The organism is Rhizobium sp. OAE497 (assembly GCF_040546565.1).
In the GTDB taxonomy this organism is placed as follows: domain Bacteria; phylum Pseudomonadota; class Alphaproteobacteria; order Rhizobiales; family Rhizobiaceae; genus Rhizobium.
Genome location: NZ_JBEPOA010000002.1, coordinates 642,465 through 663,924, shown reverse-complemented (window position 1 = coordinate 663,924; position 21,460 = coordinate 642,465). Strand labels below are relative to the sequence as shown.

At 62.3% G+C, this 21,460-nt stretch carries 19 protein-coding genes; 5 read left to right on the top strand and 14 right to left on the bottom strand.

Going from position 1 to position 21,460, the window contains the following annotated elements; genetic code table 11:
- Nucleotide 1 precedes the first annotated feature (1 nt).
- Nucleotides 2–1,288, top strand: coding sequence for an HlyD family type I secretion periplasmic adaptor subunit (locus ABIE40_RS22620; RefSeq protein ID WP_354541116.1), 1,287 nt, complete (start codon nt 2–4; stop codon nt 1,286–1,288).
- A 157-nt stretch (nt 1,289–1,445) separates the two neighbouring features.
- On the top strand, nt 1,446–1,712 hold the full coding sequence (locus ABIE40_RS22615; protein ID WP_199625838.1) for a hypothetical protein: 267 nt from the start codon (nt 1,446–1,448) through the stop codon (nt 1,710–1,712).
- On the opposite strand, the gene ABIE40_RS22610 is transcribed toward ABIE40_RS22615, so the two are convergent.
- Entirely contained in the window at nt 1,709–2,485 is a 777-nt protein-coding gene (locus tag ABIE40_RS22610) for a DUF1194 domain-containing protein (RefSeq protein WP_199625837.1), read from the bottom strand. The genes ABIE40_RS22615 and ABIE40_RS22610 overlap by 4 nt on opposite strands.
- Between ABIE40_RS22610 and ABIE40_RS22605 the strand changes: the two genes are divergently transcribed.
- Nucleotides 2,460–3,866, top strand: a complete 1,407-nt coding sequence (locus ABIE40_RS22605) for a vWA domain-containing protein (RefSeq protein ID WP_354541115.1) — start codon at nt 2,460–2,462, stop codon at nt 3,864–3,866. The genes ABIE40_RS22610 and ABIE40_RS22605 overlap by 26 nt on opposite strands.
- Nucleotides 3,867–3,868: 2 nt before the next feature.
- Here the strand turns inward: ABIE40_RS22605 and ABIE40_RS22600 are convergent, their stop codons facing one another.
- A complete protein-coding gene (locus ABIE40_RS22600; protein WP_199625836.1) occupies nt 3,869–5,665 on the bottom strand; it encodes a diguanylate cyclase in 1,797 nt (598 codons plus the stop codon).
- A 129-nt stretch (nt 5,666–5,794) separates the two neighbouring features.
- Here ABIE40_RS22600 and ABIE40_RS22595 point away from each other — a divergent pair, with 129 nt between their 5' ends.
- Entirely contained in the window at nt 5,795–7,036 is a 1,242-nt protein-coding gene (locus ABIE40_RS22595) for a sensor domain-containing phosphodiesterase (protein WP_199625835.1), read from the top strand.
- Nucleotides 7,037–7,046: 10 nt separating this feature from the next.
- Here the strand turns inward: ABIE40_RS22595 and ABIE40_RS22590 are convergent, their stop codons facing one another.
- The 10 genes from ABIE40_RS22590 to ABIE40_RS22545 form a co-directional block, all read right to left on the bottom strand.
- Nucleotides 7,047–7,343, bottom strand: a complete 297-nt coding sequence (locus ABIE40_RS22590) for a hypothetical protein (protein WP_112718600.1) — start codon at nt 7,341–7,343, stop codon at nt 7,047–7,049.
- 136 nt (nt 7,344–7,479) lie between these two features.
- Nucleotides 7,480–7,986, bottom strand: coding sequence for a peptide-methionine (S)-S-oxide reductase MsrA (gene msrA / locus ABIE40_RS22585; RefSeq protein WP_199625834.1), 507 nt, complete (start codon nt 7,984–7,986; stop codon nt 7,480–7,482).
- Entirely contained in the window at nt 7,983–8,432 is a 450-nt protein-coding gene (gene msrB / locus ABIE40_RS22580; RefSeq protein WP_112718604.1) for a peptide-methionine (R)-S-oxide reductase MsrB, read from the bottom strand. The genes msrA and msrB overlap by 4 nt, the downstream gene beginning before the upstream one ends.
- Nucleotides 8,433–8,592: 160 nt before the next feature.
- A complete protein-coding gene (locus ABIE40_RS22575; RefSeq protein ID WP_199625833.1) occupies nt 8,593–9,537 on the bottom strand; it encodes a lytic transglycosylase domain-containing protein in 945 nt (314 codons plus the stop codon).
- A gap of 121 nt (nt 9,538–9,658) precedes the next feature.
- The gene (locus tag ABIE40_RS22570; protein WP_199625832.1) at nt 9,659–11,026 is read right to left on the bottom strand and encodes an alpha-glucosidase/alpha-galactosidase; all 1,368 of its coding nucleotides are present in this window, start codon (nt 11,024–11,026) and stop codon (nt 9,659–9,661) included.
- 22 nt (nt 11,027–11,048) lie between these two features.
- Entirely contained in the window at nt 11,049–12,716 is a 1,668-nt protein-coding gene (locus tag ABIE40_RS22565; RefSeq protein WP_199625831.1) for an ABC transporter ATP-binding protein, read from the bottom strand.
- Nucleotides 12,717–12,726: 10 nt separating this feature from the next.
- Nucleotides 12,727–13,857, bottom strand: a complete 1,131-nt coding sequence (locus tag ABIE40_RS22560) for an ABC transporter permease (RefSeq protein WP_199625830.1) — start codon at nt 13,855–13,857, stop codon at nt 12,727–12,729.
- Between the two features lies 1 nt (nt 13,858).
- A complete protein-coding gene (locus ABIE40_RS22555) occupies nt 13,859–14,866 on the bottom strand; it encodes an ABC transporter permease (RefSeq protein ID WP_112718612.1) in 1,008 nt (335 codons plus the stop codon).
- 116 nt (nt 14,867–14,982) lie between these two features.
- Nucleotides 14,983–17,070 carry an ABC transporter substrate-binding protein gene (locus tag ABIE40_RS22550; protein WP_199625829.1) on the bottom strand — a complete coding sequence of 696 codons (2,088 nt, stop codon included), beginning with the start codon at nt 17,068–17,070 and terminating at the stop codon, nt 14,983–14,985.
- A gap of 124 nt (nt 17,071–17,194) precedes the next feature.
- Nucleotides 17,195–18,661 carry an alpha-glucosidase/alpha-galactosidase gene (locus ABIE40_RS22545; protein WP_199625828.1) on the bottom strand — a complete coding sequence of 489 codons (1,467 nt, stop codon included), beginning with the start codon at nt 18,659–18,661 and terminating at the stop codon, nt 17,195–17,197.
- Nucleotides 18,662–18,874: 213 nt separating this feature from the next.
- On the opposite strand from ABIE40_RS22545, the gene ABIE40_RS22540 reads away from it, so the two are divergent.
- Nucleotides 18,875–19,750: an AraC family transcriptional regulator gene (locus ABIE40_RS22540; RefSeq protein WP_199625827.1), complete on the top strand. Its 876-nt coding sequence runs from the start codon at nt 18,875–18,877 to the stop codon at nt 19,748–19,750.
- Nucleotides 19,751–19,786: 36 nt separating this feature from the next.
- Here ABIE40_RS22540 and ABIE40_RS22535 read toward each other — a convergent pair whose 3' ends face one another.
- A complete protein-coding gene (locus ABIE40_RS22535) occupies nt 19,787–20,521 on the bottom strand; it encodes an SDR family oxidoreductase (protein ID WP_112718618.1) in 735 nt (244 codons plus the stop codon).
- A gap of 37 nt (nt 20,522–20,558) precedes the next feature.
- A complete protein-coding gene (locus ABIE40_RS22530) occupies nt 20,559–21,329 on the bottom strand; it encodes a 2-keto-4-pentenoate hydratase (protein WP_199625826.1) in 771 nt (256 codons plus the stop codon).
- Between the last annotated feature and the right edge of the window lie 131 nt (nt 21,330–21,460).

Below are 21,460 nucleotides of genomic sequence, written 5' to 3'. Positions count from 1 at the left end.
CATGCAACCGGCAAAGAAAGAAACCCAGAAGCAGTTCGGCATATCCGGGCGCATCTATCTGTCCGCATTCCTGGCAGGCGCGCTGGTCTTCGGCATCGGCGGCTGGGCGGCGCAGGCCAAGCTCTCGGGTGCCGTCATCGCGCAGGGGCAGGTCGCCGTCTCGCAACAAGTCAAGGTGATCCAGCACCGCGATGGCGGCATCGTCTCCGAGATCCTCGTGCGCAACGGCGATGCGGTGCGCAAGGGCTCGGTGCTCTTCCGCCTCGACGAGACGCAGACGCGCGTCGAGCTGACCATCGTCCAGGGCCAGCTGCAGCAGATGCTGGCGATGATGACCCGCCTCACGGCCGAGCGCGATGGCGCCAAATCCCTTGATTTCAAGGGCCTCGACATTTCCGCCCCGCTCCTCGAAAGCGAGACAAAGCTGTTCAGCGAAAATCTTGGCATGCTGACCAATCAGAAGGAGCAGCTGCGACTGCAGATCATTCAGCTGGAGCAGCAGGTGGCCGCCTATCGCGCCCAGGCGCAGTCGAACGACGCGGAACAGGAGATCATCGACAAGGAGCTGCAGAAGGCCAACAACCTTCTTGCCAAGGGCCTGATCCAGGTGGCTCAGCAGCGCGATCTCGCCCGGCAGAAGGCCCGCAACGAAGGCGCCAAGGGCGAGCTGATGGCGCGCATGGCCGAGACCGAAAACGAGATCAGCGAAGTCCGCATCAAGCTGCTGTCGCTTGACCAGAACCACCGCAAGGAAGCACAGACGGAGATCGTCGCGCTCGAAGCCAAGGTGGCGGAACTGAGGGAACGCGAAGTCGCCGCCCGCGACCGGCTGACCCGCATGGAAGTGCGAGCCCCGGTCGACGGCCTGATCTATGACATGCAGATCCACACGATCGGAGGCATTGTCGGCGCTGGCGCGACCGTGATGTCCGTCGTCCCCGATAGCGAAGAGATGAGCGTCGAGATCCAGGTGCCACCGGCCGATATCGACCGTATCGCCCCCGGCCAGCCCGCCCGCATGCGCTTCACCGCCTTCAACCAGCGCACCACGCCGGAATTCCACGGCACCGTCGACGTGGTCGCCGCGGCGACCGCAACCGACCGCGCAACCGGCCGCCCCTATTATCTCGCGACCATCACGCCCGCCGATCTTCTGGCGCTCGGATCGCGCAAATTGATGCCCGGCATGCCTGTCGAGGTCTATGTCCAGACGGAGGAGCGCAGCGCGCTTTCCTACCTCGCCAAACCCTTTACGGATCAGATGATGCGGGCGTATCGCGAGGAGTGATTGGCTTCCGCGAAACGTATCGGCAGCCGCGGCCCGGAGCGTACCGCCATCGCTCCTGGCCGCGCGCCGTTAACCCTTCGTTAACTATATTGGACCAGCCTTGCCGCTATCGAGGCCTCCCCGGAGGCGCGCTTCCAAGCTAAGTTGAGGTGGTAAGATGCGGCTCGTTACACTGCCCGGAAAGATACTCGCCAAGGCAAACCATACGCTAATCATCATGGGCGACGGCGCGGCGCGCCAAGCCGTCTGCGTCCTCGACGAAGCCCTGAAGGCGGCCAATCGCGTCGATGCGGTGCGCCAGCATCTCGGACTGATCGAGCGCATCGCCAGCGGCAAGACCGATCGCGGCGAAGTCGCCTTCGACGGCCGCGTCTGGATTACCTCCGCCGATCTGGCCAGCGATCACGGCGCGCGCCTGCATTAGCGGTCGAAGAATTCCTGCCACTGCTTTTCGCCGGCCATGCAATCGCTCTTCGGCGCCGTGGCAGCCTTCTGGATTTCTGGCGGCGGGGTCAGCCCGCTGACTTCGAGGACCAGCTTGCGGCGCACGGCAACGCCGAAATCCTCGATCTTATAGACCGGCAGCACGAAGGCGCCGGGACCGCCGATGACGCAATCGGCATAATAGTTGTCGAGACCGCCGGGAGCGCCCGAGGGCCGCAGCATCAAGGCCAGTCCGTTGATGATCAAGCCCGCCTCCACCGCCTTGTCGCGCGTCGGGGCAACCGGGCTTCCGGCATTGTTGGTACCGTCGCCCGAGACGTCGATCACCTGCCGCATCGCAGAATAAGGACTGGTGACGATCATCGTCGCGCCCTGCGTGATCGCCGTCGAAATCGAGGTGCGGCGCTGTGTATTCAGTGGCCGTTCCTCCAACCTGTTGGCAAAGGCGAGCGCATCGTCCTCGTTCTCGATGACATGCCAGTCGATCACCGAGCCGGGCACGACATAGCCCGCCCACTCGAAATAGCTGATGGCGATCCGGCCGGTCAGCCCGCCCTTGACCGCATCGATGAATTCCCTGTGCTTGAGCGCCTCGACATAGCCTTCGCGCTGAATGCGGACCTCCTCGAAATCCATCGACCGGGATGTATCGACGGCAAGTACGAGCTTGACATCGACCTCGTTCGACCCGGCCTGCGCCAGGACAGGCACGCTTCCCGAAAGACTCATGAGTATCGCGAGCGTCTCAAACATCGGCAATCCAATCACCGGCTATGGAGTCTGGAAAGGATATAGTCCGCCCCTTTCATCTGCCAATGAGGCAGGGAAAGTTTGCGCCTGTGCCAAAGATATGCGTCCGCGCGACGCACGTTTTCCTTGTGTTAAGCACAGACAGAGATCGAATGGCACAATCTCTGATGTACGCCGTTTTCGCTGCATGTCTGGCTTTCTGCACCATATGCGGCAGCTGAACGGCGACCGCAACGGCAACTTCGCGATGATGACCGCGATCGTCTTGCCTGTGCTCATCGGCGGCGCGGGACTTGCGATCGATCTCGGTAACATCATGCTGTCCCAGCGGCAGCTTCAGGAGGCAACCGATTCCGCGGCTCTTGCAGTCGCCACGGCCCTCGCCGACGGCAAGGTCGACGACACCGGCGGAAAGGCGCTCGCCAAGGACTTTGTCAGCGGCCAGATGGCGAACACGGTGAGCGCAGCGGCAGCCTCCGCCATCAAGAGTGCGACGAACACGACAATCACGACAACGACCAACGGCACTGCCAAATCGTTCACGGTCGCCGTCAGTTCATCGGCGAACATCAACTTGACACCGCTGATGGGGCTCCTGGCCGGCAATACGCGGACCATCACCGCGTCGAGCAATAGCGCCAGCGGATCGGGCAGCACCAAGAACGGGCTCTCGATGGAGGTGCTTGTCGATGAGTCCGGATCGATGGCGCAGAATACGACAACGGTGAAAAACACACCCTGCCTCATCCCGCTCTTGAACGGCTGCCTGCTTTACGGCCCGCCCGTTTACGTCACCAAGATCGAAGCCCTCAAACAGGCCGCCACCGCACTCTTCGACGCACTGGACAAATCTGACCCCACCCCCCGATATGTCCGGACAGGGGTGATCTCCTATACGAATGGCATCAAGGGCAAATCGGCAATGGCCTGGGGAACGAGCGACTCCCGGCGCTACGTCACGAACATGACGCTGACGCCGACAGGTGGCACTGATGCGACAACGGCCGTCAACACTGCGACTACTGCGATCAAGAAGAACGGTTATGGGACCGACACCGAGAGTGTCGAACAAATGAAGAAAAACAATGCCAATTCCGATCGGGTCATCATCCTGATGACAGATGGGGAAATGACCGGCAATTCCGACCAGTGGAGCAAAACCCTCGACCAGTCGGTGCGAGACGAATGCGCGGCCGCCAAGAGCGCAGGCATTGTCATTTATACTGTAGCCTTCATGGCGCCCGAGAACGGCAAGAACCTGCTCAGATACTGTGCCTCGTCGCCGGCCAATTACTACGAACCGAACACGATGGACGGGCTGGTTGCCGCCTTCGCCTCGATCGCCGAGACCGCGACCAAATCCGTCAGCCGCCTGACCAACTAGCCCTACGCACGCCGCCGATCTGTCGCGGACCGCTCGACCCAATCGGCCACCGCCCTGTTGCGTCCCTTGGCCTTGGCGCTCAGCAGCGCGGCATCGGCACGCAGGAGCACATCCGCCGAAGGCATGTCGGCCGTCGTCGAGGCTGCGCCGAGGGAGATCGTCACGGCGCCGAGCAGGCGGCCGTGATAGGTGACCGGCGTTGCCGCAATCAGCGTGCGCAGTTTCTCGGCGAGATCGAGCGCGCTGCCTTCGGCACCACCTTCAAGCAGGATCGCGAACTCCTCGCCACCGAAGCGATAGACCGTGCCCGCCTCGCCCACCGTCTCCGACAGGATCGCGGAGACGCGGCGCATCACCTCGTCGCCCGCGTCATGGCCGAATTCGTCGTTGAAGCGCTTGAAGTGATCGATATCCACCATCATGGCGATCACATCGCCCTGTTCGTCTCTGGCGATCCGGTTCAGCGCATCATCCAGCGACCGGCGGTTCAGGAGGCCTGTGAGCCCGTCGCGAATCGCGAGGCTCATCAGCCGGTCGCGCAGCTGCAGATTGGCAACGCCGAGGCCGATATTCTCGGCGATCAGCTCGAAATAGAGACGCGCCGAGGCAATTGCCTGACTGTCCGAAGCGCCTTCGAAATAGAGCAAGCCGACCGTATCGCCCTGCGCCGAGAGCGGAACGCAAATGCCCATCTCGTCGGCATGTTCCAGATGCTGGCAAGGAATATCGCCGGCAGCGGCATCGCTGACATGCGGACGGCCGCGCCGCAGTGCCCAGCATTCAGCCGACGTCAGCACGGGGCCGGCGCGGCGCGGTTCGCGCCAACTGCCGATCGAGCTCAGCGCCGTGCGGCTGTCGTTCATCACATAGAGATGGCCGGCGAAGTCGGGGAAAATCTGCGGCGCGAAGAGCGAGACGACCTCGGCGAGCTCCTCCTGCCGCTGGCAGGCCTGCAGGCGGTGCATCATCTGCAGGATGAGATCCTTGGTGCGCTGGTCGGCCCGGCGCTCGGCATCCAGCCGCTCGCGCTCCAGCCCATTATCGCGAAAAATCTGGATGGCGTCGTTCATCTCGCCGATCTCATCGCGCCGGTTATCGGTCAAGACCTCGACGGCGTAATCCTGCCGCGCCAGCCGGTTGACGATCCCGGTCATCCGCATCAGCGGCATGGCCACACGCCGCCGCAGCACGAAATAGAGCACGCCGAGGAAAACCGCCGCCGTAAGGCCCAGGAGGCTTTTGGCCACCGCACCCCAGAAGTCGCTCCATTGCTTGGCGTCAGTGAGAGCATCGTTGGTGCGGGTGGCAATGAGGTCAGTCAGCTGGCGAACGCTGGTCAGCAGATCGCTCTGAACCCGCTCGTGCTCGGCGCCGAAAAGCATCTGGCGCGCGCCTTCCTGATCGCCATTCGCATAGGCGGTTACCGCGCGCTCCTCGATCGCATCGAGCGCTTCGCCATCCTGTTCGATCTCCTGGATCAGAGCCATTTCCTGCGGCAGCAAAGCGGCGGCCTTGAAGGATTTCAGCGCCTGCTCGCGATCGCGCTCTCCCTTCTCGTCGCCACGGAAGGCCTGGAGATGGCGGTCTTCGCCACGCATCACAAAGAGACGGGCATCCTCGCTGGTCTGCTCGGCGGCCATCGTCAGCCGCTCGGAAAGCTCGTCCAGCGCCTGGCTTTCGACGACCGCCTGCCGCTCGTGATCGGCGCTGCGCGCCGACAGGATGAAGGCACCGCCTGACAGCAGTGTCAGACCGACCGTCACGCCGTAAGCCCAGTTGGTGATCGTGCTAATCCGCATGTCGAAATCTCGCCTGCACGAAAGTCTGTGTCCTAAATCGTACGTCGATATGTGGACCTTAACGATCGAGCGTTAAATGAGTATTTAATAATAAGCGTGAAGGTTGAGCCACCAAAACGGGAACCGGGCATGGCGATACCACAGCTGCTTCAAGCGCAACAACGCGAAAATGTGGAGCTGGCGCAGCAGAGCGCGGCGCTGACGACGATCGACAGGGCGCTGAAAACCTTGCGCCGGCACCTGAAGATGGATGTCGCCTTCGTCTCGCGCTTCATGCCCGACCACCGTCTCTTCCGGAACGTCGATAGCGCCGCCTATCCTTCGCCGCTTCAGGCAGGCGACCTTCTGCCGCTCCATGACGGCTATTGCTACAAGGTGGTGACCGGCCAGCTGCCGCGGCTCATTCCCGATACGTCGCTCTGCCCGGAAGCGATGGAGATCCCAGCGACGCATCAAATGCCGATCGGCGCCCATGTCAGCGTGCCGCTGCTGCTTCATGACGGACGTATCTACGGAACGCTCTGCTGCTTTTCGAAACATGCCGATCCGACGCTGAACGAGCGCGACCTCGAGATCATGAATGCCTTCGCCGAGCTCATCGCCAGCCAGATCAGCGATGAGATCCGCCACAATCTCGATTTCTCGGAGCGCCTGCTGCGCATCACCGAGGCGCTGGCGCTGCGCGAGCCGGCGATCGTCTTCCAGCCGATCTTCGCCATGGCCGACCGCCAGATCGTCGGGCTCGAGGCGCTGGCGCGCTTCGGCGGCGAACCGAAACGCTCGCCGGATATCTGGATCTCGGAAGCGGCCGATGTCGGCATGCGCTCGCGCGTCGAGCGCCAGGCGATCGAGAACGCCATCGACGAGTTCACGACCATCGGCGATGACACGATCTCGCTGTCGCTGAACGTCTCGGCGGCGACCATCGTCGACAGTTCGCTCGATATCGTGCTGCGCCATCTGCCGCTGGACCGGGTCATTCTCGAAGTCACCGAACACGAGAAGATCTACGATTACCAGCAACTCGCCGCCGCCCTCCATCCCCTGCGCGAACGCGGGGTCCGCATCGCCATCGACGATGCCGGATCGGGCTATGCCAGCATGCGCCACGTCCTGAACATCCGGCCTGACATCATCAAGTTCGACATCAGCCTGACCAAGGATATCGAGACCGACAGCGTCAAGCGGGCGCTGGCCCATGCGCTGGTGACCTTCGCCCATCATACCGGCAGCCTCGTCGTCGGTGAGGGTGTCGAGACGGCATCGGAGTTGCGCACGCTCGGCGATCTCGGCGTCGATCTCGTCCAGGGCTATCATCTCGGCCGTCCCGTCGCCGCCGATCTGGTGCGCCAGCATCTGATGGCGAACTGACGATCTCTCGTCAGCCGCGCACGGCACTCGCGAATTTCGGATTGCGGATCGCCCAGCTGACGAGATCGACCTCGATATCGTCGAACCATGCCTCCAGCACCTGCCAGCGATAGCTCATCTCATCGAGCAAGGGATGCTGGAGCTCGTGATAGGCATTGGTCAGTTCGGCGATCGCCGCAGTGTCGATCGGTTCTTCCCGGGATTTCTGCTGAAGCGTTTCGAGATATTCGGCCTGGTTCTGATCATGCGCGCGCTTGACCTGCATGTAGGTGCGCAGCGTCACGAGAACTTGGTCTTTGTTGGCCATGAGTCGAATCCCGTTTGGAATCCGAATACCGCGAACCGCATATTCGCGCCAACGAAAAAGCCGGATCGCTAATATTTGTGATCACACAAAAAGGGCGACCGCCGGCCGCCCTTTGCATGCTTAAACTCTTGCCGGATCAGGCGGCGCTGCGCTTCGGCAGCTTCCAGCCCGGGCGGACGAAATGGCAGGTATAGCCATTCGGGATCCGCTCCAGATAATCCTGATGCTCCGGCTCGGCTTCCCAGAAATCGCTGACAGCAGTCACTTCCGTCACCACCTTGCCCGGCCACAGACCGGAGGCATCGACATCGGCGATCGTGTCTTCGGCTACGCGCTTCTGCTCGTCGCTCGTATAGAAGATTGCCGAGCGGTAGCTCGGGCCGCGGTCGTTGCCCTGGCGGTTCGGCGTCGACGGATCGTGGATCTGGAAGAAGAATTCCAGAAGCTCGCGATAGCTGATCTTGGCCGGATCGAAGATGATCTCGATCGCTTCGGCATGGTTGCCGTGGTTGCGATAGGTCGCATTCGCCACCTCGCCGCCGCTATAGCCGACGCGGGTCGAGATAACGCCGTTGTAACGGCGAATGAGATCCTGCATGCCCCAGAAGCAGCCGCCTGCGAGAACTGCGCGTTCCGTCGTCATTGAACTTCCTCCACCTGGTCGAGATAGGCACCGTAACCTTCCGCTTCCATGCTGTCGCGATGGACGAAGCGGAGCGATGCCGAGTTGATGCAATAGCGCAGGCCGCCGCGATCGCGCGGGCCATCGGGGAAGACGTGCCCGAGATGGCTGTCGCCGTGGCTGGAGCGCACTTCGGTGCGAACCATGCCGTGCGAGACGTCGGTGAGTTCCGCGACATTGGCGGGCTCGACCGGCTTGGTAAAGCTCGGCCAGCCGCAGCCGGATTCATACTTGTCGGACGAGGCAAAGAGCGGCTCGCCGGACACGATGTCGACGTAGATGCCGGGCTCCTTGTTGTCGAGATATTCGCCCGTTCCGGGCCGTTCGGTCCCGGACTGCTGGGTCACACGGTACTGCTCCGGCGTCAGCTTGGCGATGGCGTCGGCACTCTTGGTGTAGTGCTGCATGTTTCTTCTCCTAGCGATCGATCGCCTGCACCAGCGTCCGGAAACGTGGGGTCGGGACTGGACGAGGGTGGCGGATCGTTAAGCGCTATATAGGCATCCGCCTCGCAGTTTGTCAGGTCATCCCAAGGCTAAACTTTGTATCACAACGTATCTGCGGGGCTCAGTTCCGGAAGACGAGGCAGGTGCCGTTGTTCTTGCGGATCTCGGCGCAGAGCTGGTCCGCCTCGGCGCGGGTCTGGCGGGCGATGCGCGTTACATAGCGCGGGCGGAAACCGAAACTGCGGTCGCGCTGGCGCATGATCAGCGGCTGTTCGGCGTTGAGTGGCACCGGCAGCCGTTCGACGGCTGCCATGAACAGGCGGCGCGCCGCATCGGGATTGGCATGGGCGGCCAGCTGTACGCCCCAGGGCATCCATGTACCCTCGTTCTGCCAGACGGGCTCGCGCAGCTTCCGGCTTTCGGCAAGGGCAACGCAGCTATCGAGGAAGGTCTTGGTCTTGTCGAGCGCAGGGGCCGCGATCTCCGGTGCCTCGCCCTTCCAGTCCTCGACACTGTGCGAGGTAATGCCGATGACATAGGCGCGGGTCTCCGACGGCAGGCCACCGCCGTCGAGATAGCTCGCAAGTCTGTTCTCGCCCGCATTATAGGCGGCTGCCGCCAGGCCGAGATTGCCGAAGCGGTCACGCAGCTCGTCGAGATATTCCGCAGATTTTTGCAGCGCCTCCAGAACATCGTAGCTGTTTTGCAGACCGCGCAGCTTCGCCGTACCCGGCATGAATTGGGCAATCCCCTCGGCGCCCTTGTAGCTCAGCGCATCGGCGCGAAACCGGCTCTCGCGCCAGATCAGCCGCGCGAAATAATCCGGCGGCAGCTCGAAATCAGCGGCGGAGCGCTCGATGGCGCTGCAGAGGTCACGGTTGAAGCTGTCCTTGCGGATGCAGAGCGTCTCGCCCGTTCCGGCCGCGGAGCGCGTATAGAGGCATCCGGCAGGCGCCGGTCCTTCCGGCTCGCCCGCCGCGAAAGCGGAAGGGGCCGGCGACCATGCAGCGAGAACCGCTGCGAAGAGCGCCAACCAACGCGGTGATGACTGCCTCACTGCCTTCATCTGGTTCCGGCACCGCCAAGCAGCGCCGCCATCACATGGCTAATATAGCCATACGAGATGCTTTGACGCCTCCCGTCAAGAGCAGGACCGGCGCTGACATCCGCCAGCGCCGGTCCTTCGATCAGGCGGCGCGGACCTTGCGGCCGCCGCGTGCCCATTCCGGCAGCCATTCGCCATGGGCAACGAGGAGATCGTCGACCAGCGACCAGATCTGGTCGAGATCGAGTTCAGCCGCTGTATGCGGGTCCATCATCGCCGCATGGTAGATATGCTCGCGATTTTCCGTCATCAGCGCCTGAACCGTCAGTTCCTGGACGTTGATATTGGTGCGCATCAGCGCCGTCAGCTGCGGCGGCAGGGCGCCGATATAGGTCGGCTGGATGCCGGAGGCATCGACGAGGCAGGGCACTTCGGCCGCGCAATTTTCCGGCAGCGAAGTGATGCAGCCATTGTTGCGGACATTGCCGTAGATGACCGAGGGCTCGCCCGTCCAGACCGAGTTGATGATCGAGGAGGCATATTCCTTCGACTGCTTGACCTCGATCGTGTTGGCAGAGCGGTAGGTCTCGGCCTGGCCCTTCCAGCGTTCGATCTGCTCGATGCAGCGCTTCGGATATTCGTCGAGCGGGATGCCGAACTTCTCGATCAGGTCCTCGCGGCCTTCCTTGATGAAGTACGGCGTGTATTCGGCAAAATGCTCCGAGCTTTCGGTGACGAAATAGCCGAGACGGGTCAGCATTTCATAGCGTACCTTGTTCGGGCAGCGCGGGTTCCAGCCAGGCTTCGGCGCCCGGCCCTCGCGGTAGCCGCGCACCAGATCCGGGTAGAGATCCCGGTAGGAGCCATCGGGCTGGCGATGCTCGAATTTCAGGTAGAAGGCCATGTGGTTGATGCCGGCCGAGCGGTAGCGGATTTCCTCGTAGGGGATATCGAGGTCATGGGCGAGCTCCATCGCCGTACCCTGCACGGAGTGGCAGAGGCCGACCTGCTTGATCGTGGGATACTTCTCCGAAATCGCCCAGGTATTGATCGCCATCGGGTTGACGTACTGCAGCATGATCGCCTCGGGGCAGACGGCGAGCATGTCCTCGCAGATCTTCCAGAGATGCGGCACGGTGCGCAGGCCACGCATGATGCCGCCGACGCCGAGCGTATCGGCGATCGTCTGGCGCAGGCCGTATTTCTTCGGCACTTCGAAATCCGTTACCGTGCAGGGCTCGTAGCCGCCGATCTGGAAGGCGACGACGACGAAATTGGCGCCGGCCAGCGCCTTGCGCTGATCCGAATAGGTCTCGGCCTTGGCGCTGACACCCAGCGTCGAGATCAACTTGTTGACGACGATGGCGCTTTCTTCGAGGCGCTGCGGATTGATGTCCATCAGCGCGATCGTGGCGCCCGACAGCGCCGGGCGCTGCAGGATGTCGCCGACGATGTTCTTCATGAAAACGGTGGAGCCAGCTCCGATGAACGTAATTCTGGGATTTGCCATATAAACCTCCGGCAGATGCAAATCAGGCTACCTCGAAAGCGGCTTTGACGAGCCGTTCGGTGTAGGCGGTCTTGGGATTGGTGAGAACTTCGTTGACGGGACCCTCTTCCATGATCTTGCCATGTTGCATGACGATCACGCGGTGGCAGAGGGCGCGTACGACCTTCAGGTCATGCGAAATGAACAGGTAGCTGAGGCCGCGCTCGTCCTGCAGCTTGCGCAGCAGCTCGATGATCTGCGCCTGGACGGAAAGATCGAGCGCCGAGGTCGGCTCGTCGAGCAGGATGAACTCCGGCTCGAGGGCAATGGCGCGGGCGATCGCAATACGCTGACGCTGGCCGCCCGAAAACTCGTGCGGGAAGCGCGACAGGATATTACCCGGCATGCCGGCCGCCGAAAGCGCGTCGCGCACACGGTCGAGACGTTCCGCCTTGGTGGCGCCGAGCCGGTTGACGACGAGCCCCTCCTCGATGATCTGGCCGATCGTCATGCGCGGGTTGAGCGACGAGAACGGATCCTGGAAGACGATCTGCATACGCGCGCGCAGCGGCCGCATTTCAGCGCGGGATTTCCCGTGGATCGGCTGCCGGTCGAAGAAGATCTCGCCGGTATCGGGATCGTTGAGGCGCACCAGCGCCTGGCCGAAGGTCGTCTTGCCCGAGCCGGACTCGCCGACGAGGCCCAGCGTCTCGTGCCGGCGCAGAGTCAGGTTGAGACTGTCGACGGCGACCAGTTCCTTGAGCTCCGGCTTGAAGAAGCCGCCATGGCGCATCATGAAGGAGACGCGCACGCCGCGCGCATCGAGAATGATATCCGATCCCTCGGGCAGCGGATTGGCCTGACCGCGCGGCTCCGAGGCCAGAAGATGCTTGGTATAGGGATGCTGCGGATTGGCGAAGAGCTGCTCGGTCGTATTGTGCTCGCGCATTTCGCCGTGCTGCATCACATAGACGTAGTCGGAAAACTGGCGAACGACCGTCAGGTCGTGGGTGATCAGGATCACCGCCATCCGCAATTCCTTCTGCAGGTTGCGGATGAGGTTGAGGATCTGCGCCTGAACGGTGACGTCGAGCGCCGTCGTCGGCTCGTCGGCGATCAGCACATCGGGGTTGTTCGACAGCGCCATGGCAATCATCACGCGCTGGCGCTGGCCGCCGGAGAGCTGGTGCGGATACTGCTTCAGCCGCGCTTCCGGATCCGGGATCTGCACCTGCTTCAGGAGTTCGAGCGCCCTCGCCTCGGCCTGCTTGCGGCCGACCTTGTTGTGGACGCGGATCGCCTCGACGATCTGGCTGCCGATCGTGTAGATCGGGTTCAGCGAGCTCATCGGCTCCTGGAAGATCATCGAGATCCGGTTGCCGCGCAGCTTGCGGCGCGCCGGCTCGGAGAATTTCAGGATATTCTTTCCTTCGTACTCGACGGTCGATTTCGGCGAGGTCACGGCACGCTTCGACAAGAGCCCCATGACGGTACGCGCCGTCACCGACTTGCCGGAGCCGGATTCGCCGACGATGGCGATCGTCTCGCCGCGATAGAGCTGGAAGGAGATATCCTTCACCGCTTCGACGAGACCGTGCTCGACCTTGAAATTCACGCCGATATTGCGGGCGTCGATGATCGGGCTTTCCTTGCGGCCGTCATGATCATGACGGACGGGCGGAGCAAAGGAACTGACAAGAGCAAGAGCCATCTTCATCACCTCAGTAAGGATCGACCGCATCGCGCAGACCGTCGCCCAGCGCATTGAAGGCGAAGACGGTGACAAGCACGAAGCCGACGGGGGCGAGAATCCACGGATAGGTCCCGATGACGGAATAGTTCGCCGTATCCTGCAGCATCAGGCCCCAGGAAATCAGCGGCGGTTTCACGGCGAAGCCGAGGAAGCCAAGGAAGGATTCGAGCAGCACGACACTCGGGATATGCAGCGTCACCGCCACGATCACATGGCTCATCACATTCGGCAGGATGTGCTGGAAGATGATGCGCCGGTCAGTCGCCCCGACTGCCATTGCGGCGCGCACATAGTCGATGCGCGCCAGCGCCAGCGTCTTGCCGCGCACCTCGCGTGACATCTGCGCCCAGCCGAGCGCCGACATGACAAAGATCACGAAGGCGAGGAAGATATTGGTCGGCGCGGTGATCGGGATCAGCGAGGTCAGCGCCAGATAGAGCGGCAGCTGCGGGAAGGCGAGCACCAGCTCGACGAAACGCTGCACCCAGACGTCGAACGAACCACCGAAATAGCCGGAGACCATGCCGACGGTCGTGCCGACGATGGTGACGATGAAGACGACGGTGAGCGCGATCATCAGCGAGATGCGCGAGCCGACGATGGCACGGGAGAGAACGTCACGGCCGAACTTGTCGGTGCCGAGGAAATGCACCGGCTGGCCATCGACCGAGCCGAAGAAGTGGCGGTCGGCGGGGATGAGGCCGAGCAGCCTGTATTCCGCACCCTTGACGAAGAAGCCGAGCACGCGCGGATTGTCATAGTCTGGCCCGACGATCGGCTGGAAGGTGACGGGGTCGAGCTCCTCGGAATCGGCGAGCGCATAGACGCGCGGCCAGACGAGATTGCCGTCCTTATCATGGATGCTCATGACCTGCGGCGGCGCAAAGCCGACATCGGTCGCCTTCGGATCGAGCGGCGCAAAGAAATCGGCGAAGATCGCCATGATCAGCAGCAGCCCGACGAGGATCAGCCCCATCATGCCGGTCCAGGAGCGTCGCAGGCGGCGCCAGACGAGAGCGAGATAGCTCTCGTTGCCATGAGCGACCGCCTTGACGTTTTCCTCGTGCGGAGGCGGCGGAGAAGAATCGAATGCCAGCATCTCAGGCACCTCCATATTGGCGGACGCGCGGGTCGAGCATGGCAAGCAGCATGTCGGCGATGATATTGCCGACGATCAGCGTGGCCGAGAGCACCAGCATGAAGGTAGCAGTCACATAGACGTCGCCGATCGCCATCGATCCCACGATGGCCGGGCCAACGGTCGGCAGGGCGAAAATGATCGCTGTCTCGATTTCGCCGGTCAGCATGTAGGGCAGGACGACGCCCTGATACATGACGAGCGGATGGAGCGCGTTCGGAACCGCATGGCGCATCACGACGGCACTGCCCGAGAGACCCTTGGCGCGGGCCGTCTCGACATATTGCGCATTCAGCGTATCGAGCAGATTGCCGCGCATGACGCGCATGTTGTAGGCGAGCCCCCCGAAGGTGGCGATCGCGACCACCGGCCAGACATGGCTGACGAGATCGACGAATTTCGCCCAGGACCACGGCGCTCCGCCATATTGCGGCGAGAAGAAGCTGCCGATTTCGCTGACATTGAACTGGAAGACCAGCAGATAGACGATGATCAGCGCCATCAGGAAGCGCGGCACGGTCATGCCGAGGAACGAGATGCCCGACAGCAGGCTGTCGATCCAGGTGTACTGGCGCGTTGCCGCCCAGATACCGAAGGTTATGCCGAGGATCGATGCAAAGATGTGGCAGACCAGCGCCAGGGCCAGCGTGCGCGGCAGGCGCTCGCCGACGACATCGGCAACCGGCTTGTTGTAGAACATGCTGTAGCCGAAATCGCCTTCGGTGATGATGCCCTTCATCCAGTTGAAATACTGGACGACCATCGGCTTATCGAGGCCATGCTCGACGCGGTAGGCCTGCGCCTGTTCCTCGGCCTGCGCAAAGGACGCGCCACTCTGATTGATCAGCTGCGAGCGGATGTAATCGGCATAGTCGCCGGGTGGCGCCTGGATGATCGCGAAAGTCACCACGCTCAGAATGAAGAGGACGGGGATCGCCGAGGCGATGCGCATGAGCAGGAATCGTAGCATCGGACGGTTCGCTTCTCCTTGCCGCCAGTCGCTCGTCTAGCGCGGCCGGCTTGTTGATTATGCCCGGCCGCGCGCAGCACGCGCGGCCGGAAGCTCATTCGGTTGGGAGGGAGCTCTTAGTTGATCGGACCCTTGTCTCCGGGCTTGCCGGGCAGCTGTTCGGGGAACAGCTCGTACTTGCCCTGCTTGTCGGCAGCGACCCACAGACGCTCGCGGATGACGGAATCTTCAGCCCAGTTGAACATGAAGATCGGCGTACCCTGCGGGACGTTCGAGAAGCGCTTGTTGACGATCAGCGCACCCGGATATTCCGTGAGGCCGACGGTATCGACATGCTCGGTCGCGGTCTTCTGATACTGCTTCATCAGGTTGACGCGCTCGTCATTGTCCTGCGTGGTACGGAACTTGTTGACGATGTCGGCAAGCTCCTTTTCGTAGGGCAGGAGATCGAGCTGGTCATCCTTGCCGGCGCGGTGATGCCAGCTGGTGCGCGGACCGACGGCTGCGAGCTGTTCGGTATTCTGCACCACGGATGCGAGTTCCGTCGCGTTGCGCTGGATCAGCCAGTCGAACTGGCCGGCATAGTGGGCATTATCGCGCTTGGGACCATCGAGCGCATTGATGATGACCTTGATGCCGAGCTTTTCCATCTGGCCGACGACGCCTTCTGCAAGGCTCTTGTCGGTGGCATAGCCGTTGTTGACCAGCAGCACGACCTCGACGTCCTTGCCACCGGCAGTCCCGGCCGGGAAGTTCACGAAGCCATCACCATCGGTATCCTTGAGGCCGACCTTGGCAAGCAGCGCCTTGGCGCCTGCCAGATCAAAGGGATAGTAGACCGTCGAGTTGCGATCGTAGAAGCTCGTGCCCGAAGACAGGCCACCCGGATAGATCGCCGTGAACGGACCCTTGACGAGGGAGTCGCCGATCGCCTTGCGGTCGACCGCCATGGTGACGGCCTTGCGGAAGTCCTCGTTGCGGTTGAGATTGCGGATCGCCTCGCCGCGCTCGTCCGGGTCACCCCAGCCATTGGCGGAGAGGTTCATGCGCATGTTGTAGCCGATCAGGCGCGGGCCGAAGGCGAGACGCGCCGGAGCGGTCTTCTCGGCAGCGCGCTTCAGCGACGCCACGAAGTTTTCCGGCTGCTCGAGGTTCGAGAAGTCACCGGAGCCGGCAACCGCCTGAACGTCGCGGTCTGCCCAGGTCGAGAGCTTGTAGTGCAGCTCGTTGAGGTAAGGCAGCTGGTTGCCCTTCTCGTCGACCTTCCAGTAGTAGGGGTTGCGGCGCATGACGATGATATCGTCAGGACGGTATTCGACCGGCACCCAGGCGCCCATGACCGGCATGTTCATGAATTCCGGCGGGAAGGCGTTCTTGAACTGGTCGTAGGTGTTCTTCGAATATTTCGGATGCTGCGGCTTCAGGATATGCGACGGACCCGGGCAGAAGTTCGGGTAGGCCATCGTATAGAGATACTGCTTCGGGAAGGCATCCTTGAAGGTCCACTCGACCGTGTAGTCATCGATCTTCTTGAGCGTCGTTCCCTCGCCGAAGGCCTCAGGCGATGCGCCGCCGCCAAGCGGCGAAACGTTCGGGTCGATGACCTCGTCTTCCCAGTAGAACATGATGTCGTCGGCGTTGAACGGCGCGCCGTCCGACCATTTCGCACCTTCGATCAGATGCATGGTCAGCTTGTGACCGTCGGCAGACCATTCCCAACCCTTGGCTAGGTTCGGAAGCGGCTCGGTGTCCTTGGCTTCGACCTGGAAGAGCGGCGCGGTGCGCGTCAGGCATTCGGAGAGGCCGATATCGATGCCGCCCCAGCCCTGCGTCTGGCCGGCGCCATAGTTCCAGCCTTCCGGACGGCCGCCGATAACATGGCGCATCGTGTCGCCATAGACGCCGATACCGTCAGGCATGTTGCCGGTCTTGAAAACCAGCGGCTCCTTGGGAAGGCGATCCTTGACCGGCGGCAGCTTGCCGGTGTCAACGAAATTCTTCTTCACCCAATCGGGCTCGTTATACGAAGGAAGCGCCTTGAACTCCTCAATGGAGTCGCGGGACACATATTTGATCTTGCCTTCCGCCGGAAACTGCGGTGGCGCAGGCGGCGTTGTCGGCTCGGAAGCGTAGGCATTCAAGGCAGCAACTGAAACACCGAGCGCCAGCCCTGCCAGGATGCCGATCTTGCGGAAATTCGTCATCGTCTCTCCCTCTTGTTCCGGAGCGCTTGCACGCGTCTCCGCTTCTCCTCAAAGAATGATGAAGCAAGCCTTGGCGCGGCGGCCTTCCTCCCGAAGAACCGCCGCGGCTTGCCTCATCGGAAAATCAGACCGCCTGCTTCAGTGCTGCCTTTTCGGCGCGAAGCTCTTCGATCGAACGGACGTTGCGGCGGGCAGCACCGGCCCATTCCTTCGTCTTGACCTTGGAATTCGCCAGACGCTCCTTGGCCGCCGGTACGGCGTCGGCATATTGCGGCAACCAACGCGCCTGGGCGACGACCATTTCATCCACCATCTGCCAGACTTCCTCCGGCGTCGAGACCGCACCGACCAGCGGGTCGTGCAGCACGGCGAGCTTCAGCAGATCGATGTCACCGGAGATCGCCGCGTGAACCGACATGCGCTGGACGTTGATCGACGCCATGCAGGTTGCGGCGCAGGCTTCCGGAATGGTGATGCCGGAGACCATGTTGATGCCGAAGCGATCGACGAAGCCGGGCGACTCGATGATCGCGTCCGACGGCAGGTTGGTGATCACGCCGTTGTTCTTGACGTTGAAGTGACCGCGATAGACCCGGCCGGTTTCCAGCGCTTCCAGAATATGGCTCGCATGCTCGTTGGAGCGCTTGGCCGGATCGATCGGCTTTTCAGCCGATGCGAGGAATTGCGGGAACTCGGTTTCGAACCAGTTGCGGGTCTCCGTCGAGTGACGCAGATAGCCGCCGGTCTCGCCGTGTATCCAGTCCGACATGTCGATCCATTTGGTGATTTCGTCAGGACGCTTGCGGTACCAGGGCAGGTATTCCGAGAGGTGACCGTTGCTCTCCGTCGAATAGACGCCGAAGCGCTTCAGGACGTCGATGCGCAGCTTTTCCTGCTGCGAGAAGACGGGATGCGCCTCGAAGGCGGCAACCAGCTCGTCCTTGCCGATCTTGCGTCCGTTGAGCTTCAGATCGATGAACCAGGTCTGGTGATTGATGCCCGAGCAGATGTAGTCGAGCTCGCTCTGCGACTTGGCGCCGAGCACTTCGGCAATCTGTTCGGCCCCATGCTGGACGCCGTGGCAGAGGCCGACGGTATCGACCTTGCCGTATTCGATCGCAGCCCAGGTGTTCATCGCCATCGGGTTGGCGTAATTGAGGAATTTTGCGCCGGGTTCGGCGAGCTCGCGGATATCCTTGCAGAAGTCGAGAATGACCGGGATGTTGCGCTGGCCGTAGAGAATGCCGCCGGCGCAGATCGTATCGCCGACGCACTGGTCGATACCGTATTTCAGCGGGATCCTGATATCGTCGGCATAGGCTTCGAGGCCGCCGACGCGCACGCAGCTGATGATGTAGCGCGCACCCGCAATCGCCTCGCGGCGGTTGGTCGTCGCCGTCACCCTGGTTGGCAGCTTGTTGGATTCGACGATCTTGTCGAGGATCGCCTTGATCATCTGCAGGTTATGCTCGCTGAGATCGGTCAGCGCGAATTCGATGTCCTTGAATTCCGGAACGCACAGGATGTCCGTGAACAGCTTCTTGGTGAAGCCGACGCTGCCTGCCCCGATGATAGCGATTTTGAAACTCATGTCCTTCACCTCGGTCCGATCGAATGTTACGTAGAAAGAAGACAAAAGGGTACCAGGCCGCCTGCTGGCGCAGGCGATCGAAAATCACTGGAAATGAAACCTGTATTCCTCCCGGCCGTTCGCCCAGCCGCGATCTCTTCCTCTTATGCGAGGGGATTATGCGTATATTCGATGAGGCGGCCAGAGAAGGATTATGCTTTCGAGGGTAATTTTGTGCTGCAGGATTTGATCGCCAACGGACAGGCCATGAGGACCGTTTCGCTGCCCCGCGGACGCCAGCGCCTGCACGCCATGCCGACCAGCGCCGGCTATGAAGTGCGCGAGAACGAGACCTACGATTGGGACGGCCGCAAGCGCGGCCAGACGCCGTTCACGGTGCTGCAGCACACAATCAGCGGCAGCGGCCACCTGCGCTACCAGAACCGCAATTACAAGCTCCAGGGCGGCGACACGATGATGGTGCTGGTGCCGCACAATCACCGCTACTGGCTCGAAAAGGGCGAGCGCTGGGAGTATTTCTGGATCTCGATGAACGGCGACGAGACGCTGCGCATCCACAAGATGGTGATGGCGCTGTCCGGCCCGGTCCTCAAACTGCAGCAATCAACCATCGATCACCTCGCCGATTGCAGCCTGCGTCTCGTCAAGGGCGCCACGACCCCGGGCTCGGCCTCGGCGATCGCCTACGAGGCGGCGATGGCGCTCTATGACGACGTCTTCGGCTCACCGTCATTCATGGCCGAGCAGAGCCTGATGCAGCCGGTCATCGACCACATCAACACCAATCTGGAAAAACCGCTCCCGGTCAGCGAGCTTGCTGCTATCGTCGGCTTGAGCCGCGCCCACTTCTCCCGCAGCTTCGCCGACAGCGAAGGTGTGCCGCCCGCCGAATACGTGCTGCAGCAGCGCCTGCAGCGCGCAGCCAAGCTGCTGACCAAGGCGGATTTCCTGCCGGTCAAGGAAGTGTCGATCATGTGCGGCTTCGAGGACGCCAACTATTTCGCAAAAGTCTTCCGCCGCGTCTACGGCATCACGCCGACCGAATTCCGCACCACCGGCATGTATGCCAGCATCGGCCGCAGCCGGTAGGCGTCGGGACGGCCACGGCCGCCCCTCGCCCGATCATCAGATTGACCAGAGCGCGCCGCCGTCGCAGGCAACGGCCTGACCGGTGATGTAGCCGGCCTTGTCTGAGGCGAGGAAGGTCGCGAGTGCCGCGAATTCCTCTGGTCGGCCGATGCGGCCCATCGGGATCATCTTGCTGACCTTGTCGAGGTCGAGCTTGGCTTCGGCCAGCCGCTCGGTCATCGTGTAGCCGGGCATCAGCGCGTTGACGGTGATGCCGTTTGCGGCGAATTCGCGGCTCAGCGTCTTGGTCAGGCCGTGAAGCCCGGCGCGCAAGGCGTTGGAGATCGTGAAATTGTTGATCGGCTCCTTGGCGGCGATCGAGGTGACCAGCAGGACGCGGCCCCAGTTGCGCTCGCGCATGCCCGGCAGTGCCGCGCCGATCGCGTCGGTGGCGCTGACGAACAGGCCCTCGAAGGCATTGCGCCAGTCGTCGCTGGCGATGTTCTCGAAGGGCATGGTCGGCGGACCGCCGGTGTTAACGACGAGAATATCGACCTTGCCGAGCGCCGCCACCGCCTGATCGACGACAGTGCGTCCGGCCGAGGGCTGGCGCAGATCGGCCACGAACGGCGTCGCTCCGAGCCGCCCGGCGGCATCCTTCAGACGCTCTTCGTCACGGGCGCAGATCGCGACCTTGACGCCTTCCGCCGCAAGCTCCTTGGCGATCGCAAAGCCAAGCCCTTTCGAAGCGCCCATCACGAGCGCCGTTTTACCGTTCAAGCCAAGATCCATGGCAGCCTCTTCTTCAAATCGTTCTTCGTCTCAAAAATCAGGAACCGCTGACCTCGACACTGCCGATGCCGGAGACATCGAAGCGGTAGGTGAAAGGCCCTGTCGGGAAGCGCGTGGTGACGATGCTGCCCGTCATGACGATATCGCCCTTGCGCAGCATCCGCCCGGATGCCGCCAGATGGTTCGCAAGCCAGGCAAGCGGCACGTAGGGATGACCGAGAACATCGGCGCCCAGCCCGCGGGCAAATTCGCTACCGTCGAGATAGGCAACACCCGTCGCCTCCTCCATCTTCGCCGGCGGCGGCGTGAAGGCGCCGAGCACGACGCCGGCATTCCAGGAATTGTCGGCGATCAGCGTGCCGCAATGGAGAACGCTGTAATCGGCATGCCGGTCGTCGACGATCTCGATCGCTGCCGCGACCGCATCGACGGCTGCCCCCGCCGCTTCCGGCGTGAACGGCACCTCTGACGGCAAGAGATCCTGGCCGAGGCGGACGCAGATCTCGAATTCGAGGCCGAGACGGTGATAGTCGGCATGCGCCAGATGCGCGCCGGTGAAGGCGACGCGGCGCTTGAAGATCGTGCCGTGGATCGGCTGGTCGATACCGCACATGTCCTGCATGCGCTTCGAGGTGAGGCCGATCTTGTAGCCGGCGGTCTCGTCGCCGTCGCGGATCGCGGCGATATACTTTTCCTGCACATTATAGGCGTCGGCGAGGTCGTTGATGCCCTCAAGCCGGTGAAAATTCGTGCCGCTGCGATGCTCGGCAACCAGCGTGCCGGCGAGTTCGGCGCTCTTGTCGGTCAAATCTCATCCTCCCGTTTTTCTCCTCCCATAGATGTTTCGCAGCGCGCTGAACAGCCACCTTGATCCGAACAGCCACCGTGAAATGTCTTCCAGGATGCCCGGGCGGAGCGAAGCATCCTGGAAGACGACCG

Coding starts and splice junctions, on each gene's coding strand:
- ABIE40_RS22565 (WP_199625831.1), bottom strand. CDS start 12,716: ATGGCTCTTGCTCTTGTCAGTTCCTTTGCTCCGCCCGTCCGTCATGAT.
- ABIE40_RS22610 (WP_199625837.1), bottom strand. CDS start 2,485: ATGTTTGAGACGCTCGCGATACTCATGAGTCTTTCGGGAAGCGTGCCT.
- ABIE40_RS22560 (WP_199625830.1), bottom strand. CDS start 13,857: ATGCTGGCATTCGATTCTTCTCCGCCGCCTCCGCACGAGGAAAACGTC.
- msrB (WP_112718604.1), bottom strand. CDS start 8,432: ATGCAGCACTACACCAAGAGTGCCGACGCCATCGCCAAGCTGACGCCG.
- ABIE40_RS22605 (WP_354541115.1), top strand. CDS start 2,460: ATGAGTATCGCGAGCGTCTCAAACATCGGCAATCCAATCACCGGCTAT.
- ABIE40_RS22545 (WP_199625828.1), bottom strand. CDS start 18,661: ATGAGTTTCAAAATCGCTATCATCGGGGCAGGCAGCGTCGGCTTCACC.
- ABIE40_RS22575 (WP_199625833.1), bottom strand. CDS start 9,537: ATGAAGGCAGTGAGGCAGTCATCACCGCGTTGGTTGGCGCTCTTCGCA.
- ABIE40_RS22620 (WP_354541116.1), top strand. CDS start 2: ATGCAACCGGCAAAGAAAGAAACCCAGAAGCAGTTCGGCATATCCGGG.
- ABIE40_RS22590 (WP_112718600.1), bottom strand. CDS start 7,343: ATGGCCAACAAAGACCAAGTTCTCGTGACGCTGCGCACCTACATGCAG.
- ABIE40_RS22550 (WP_199625829.1), bottom strand. CDS start 17,070: ATGACGAATTTCCGCAAGATCGGCATCCTGGCAGGGCTGGCGCTCGGT.
- ABIE40_RS22600 (WP_199625836.1), bottom strand. CDS start 5,665: ATGCGGATTAGCACGATCACCAACTGGGCTTACGGCGTGACGGTCGGT.
- ABIE40_RS22570 (WP_199625832.1), bottom strand. CDS start 11,026: ATGGCAAATCCCAGAATTACGTTCATCGGAGCTGGCTCCACCGTTTTC.
- msrA (WP_199625834.1), bottom strand. CDS start 7,986: ATGACGACGGAACGCGCAGTTCTCGCAGGCGGCTGCTTCTGGGGCATG.
- ABIE40_RS22595 (WP_199625835.1), top strand. CDS start 5,795: ATGGCGATACCACAGCTGCTTCAAGCGCAACAACGCGAAAATGTGGAG.
- ABIE40_RS22615 (WP_199625838.1), top strand. CDS start 1,446: ATGCGGCTCGTTACACTGCCCGGAAAGATACTCGCCAAGGCAAACCAT.
- ABIE40_RS22535 (WP_112718618.1), bottom strand. CDS start 20,521: ATGGATCTTGGCTTGAACGGTAAAACGGCGCTCGTGATGGGCGCTTCG.
- ABIE40_RS22555 (WP_112718612.1), bottom strand. CDS start 14,866: ATGCTACGATTCCTGCTCATGCGCATCGCCTCGGCGATCCCCGTCCTC.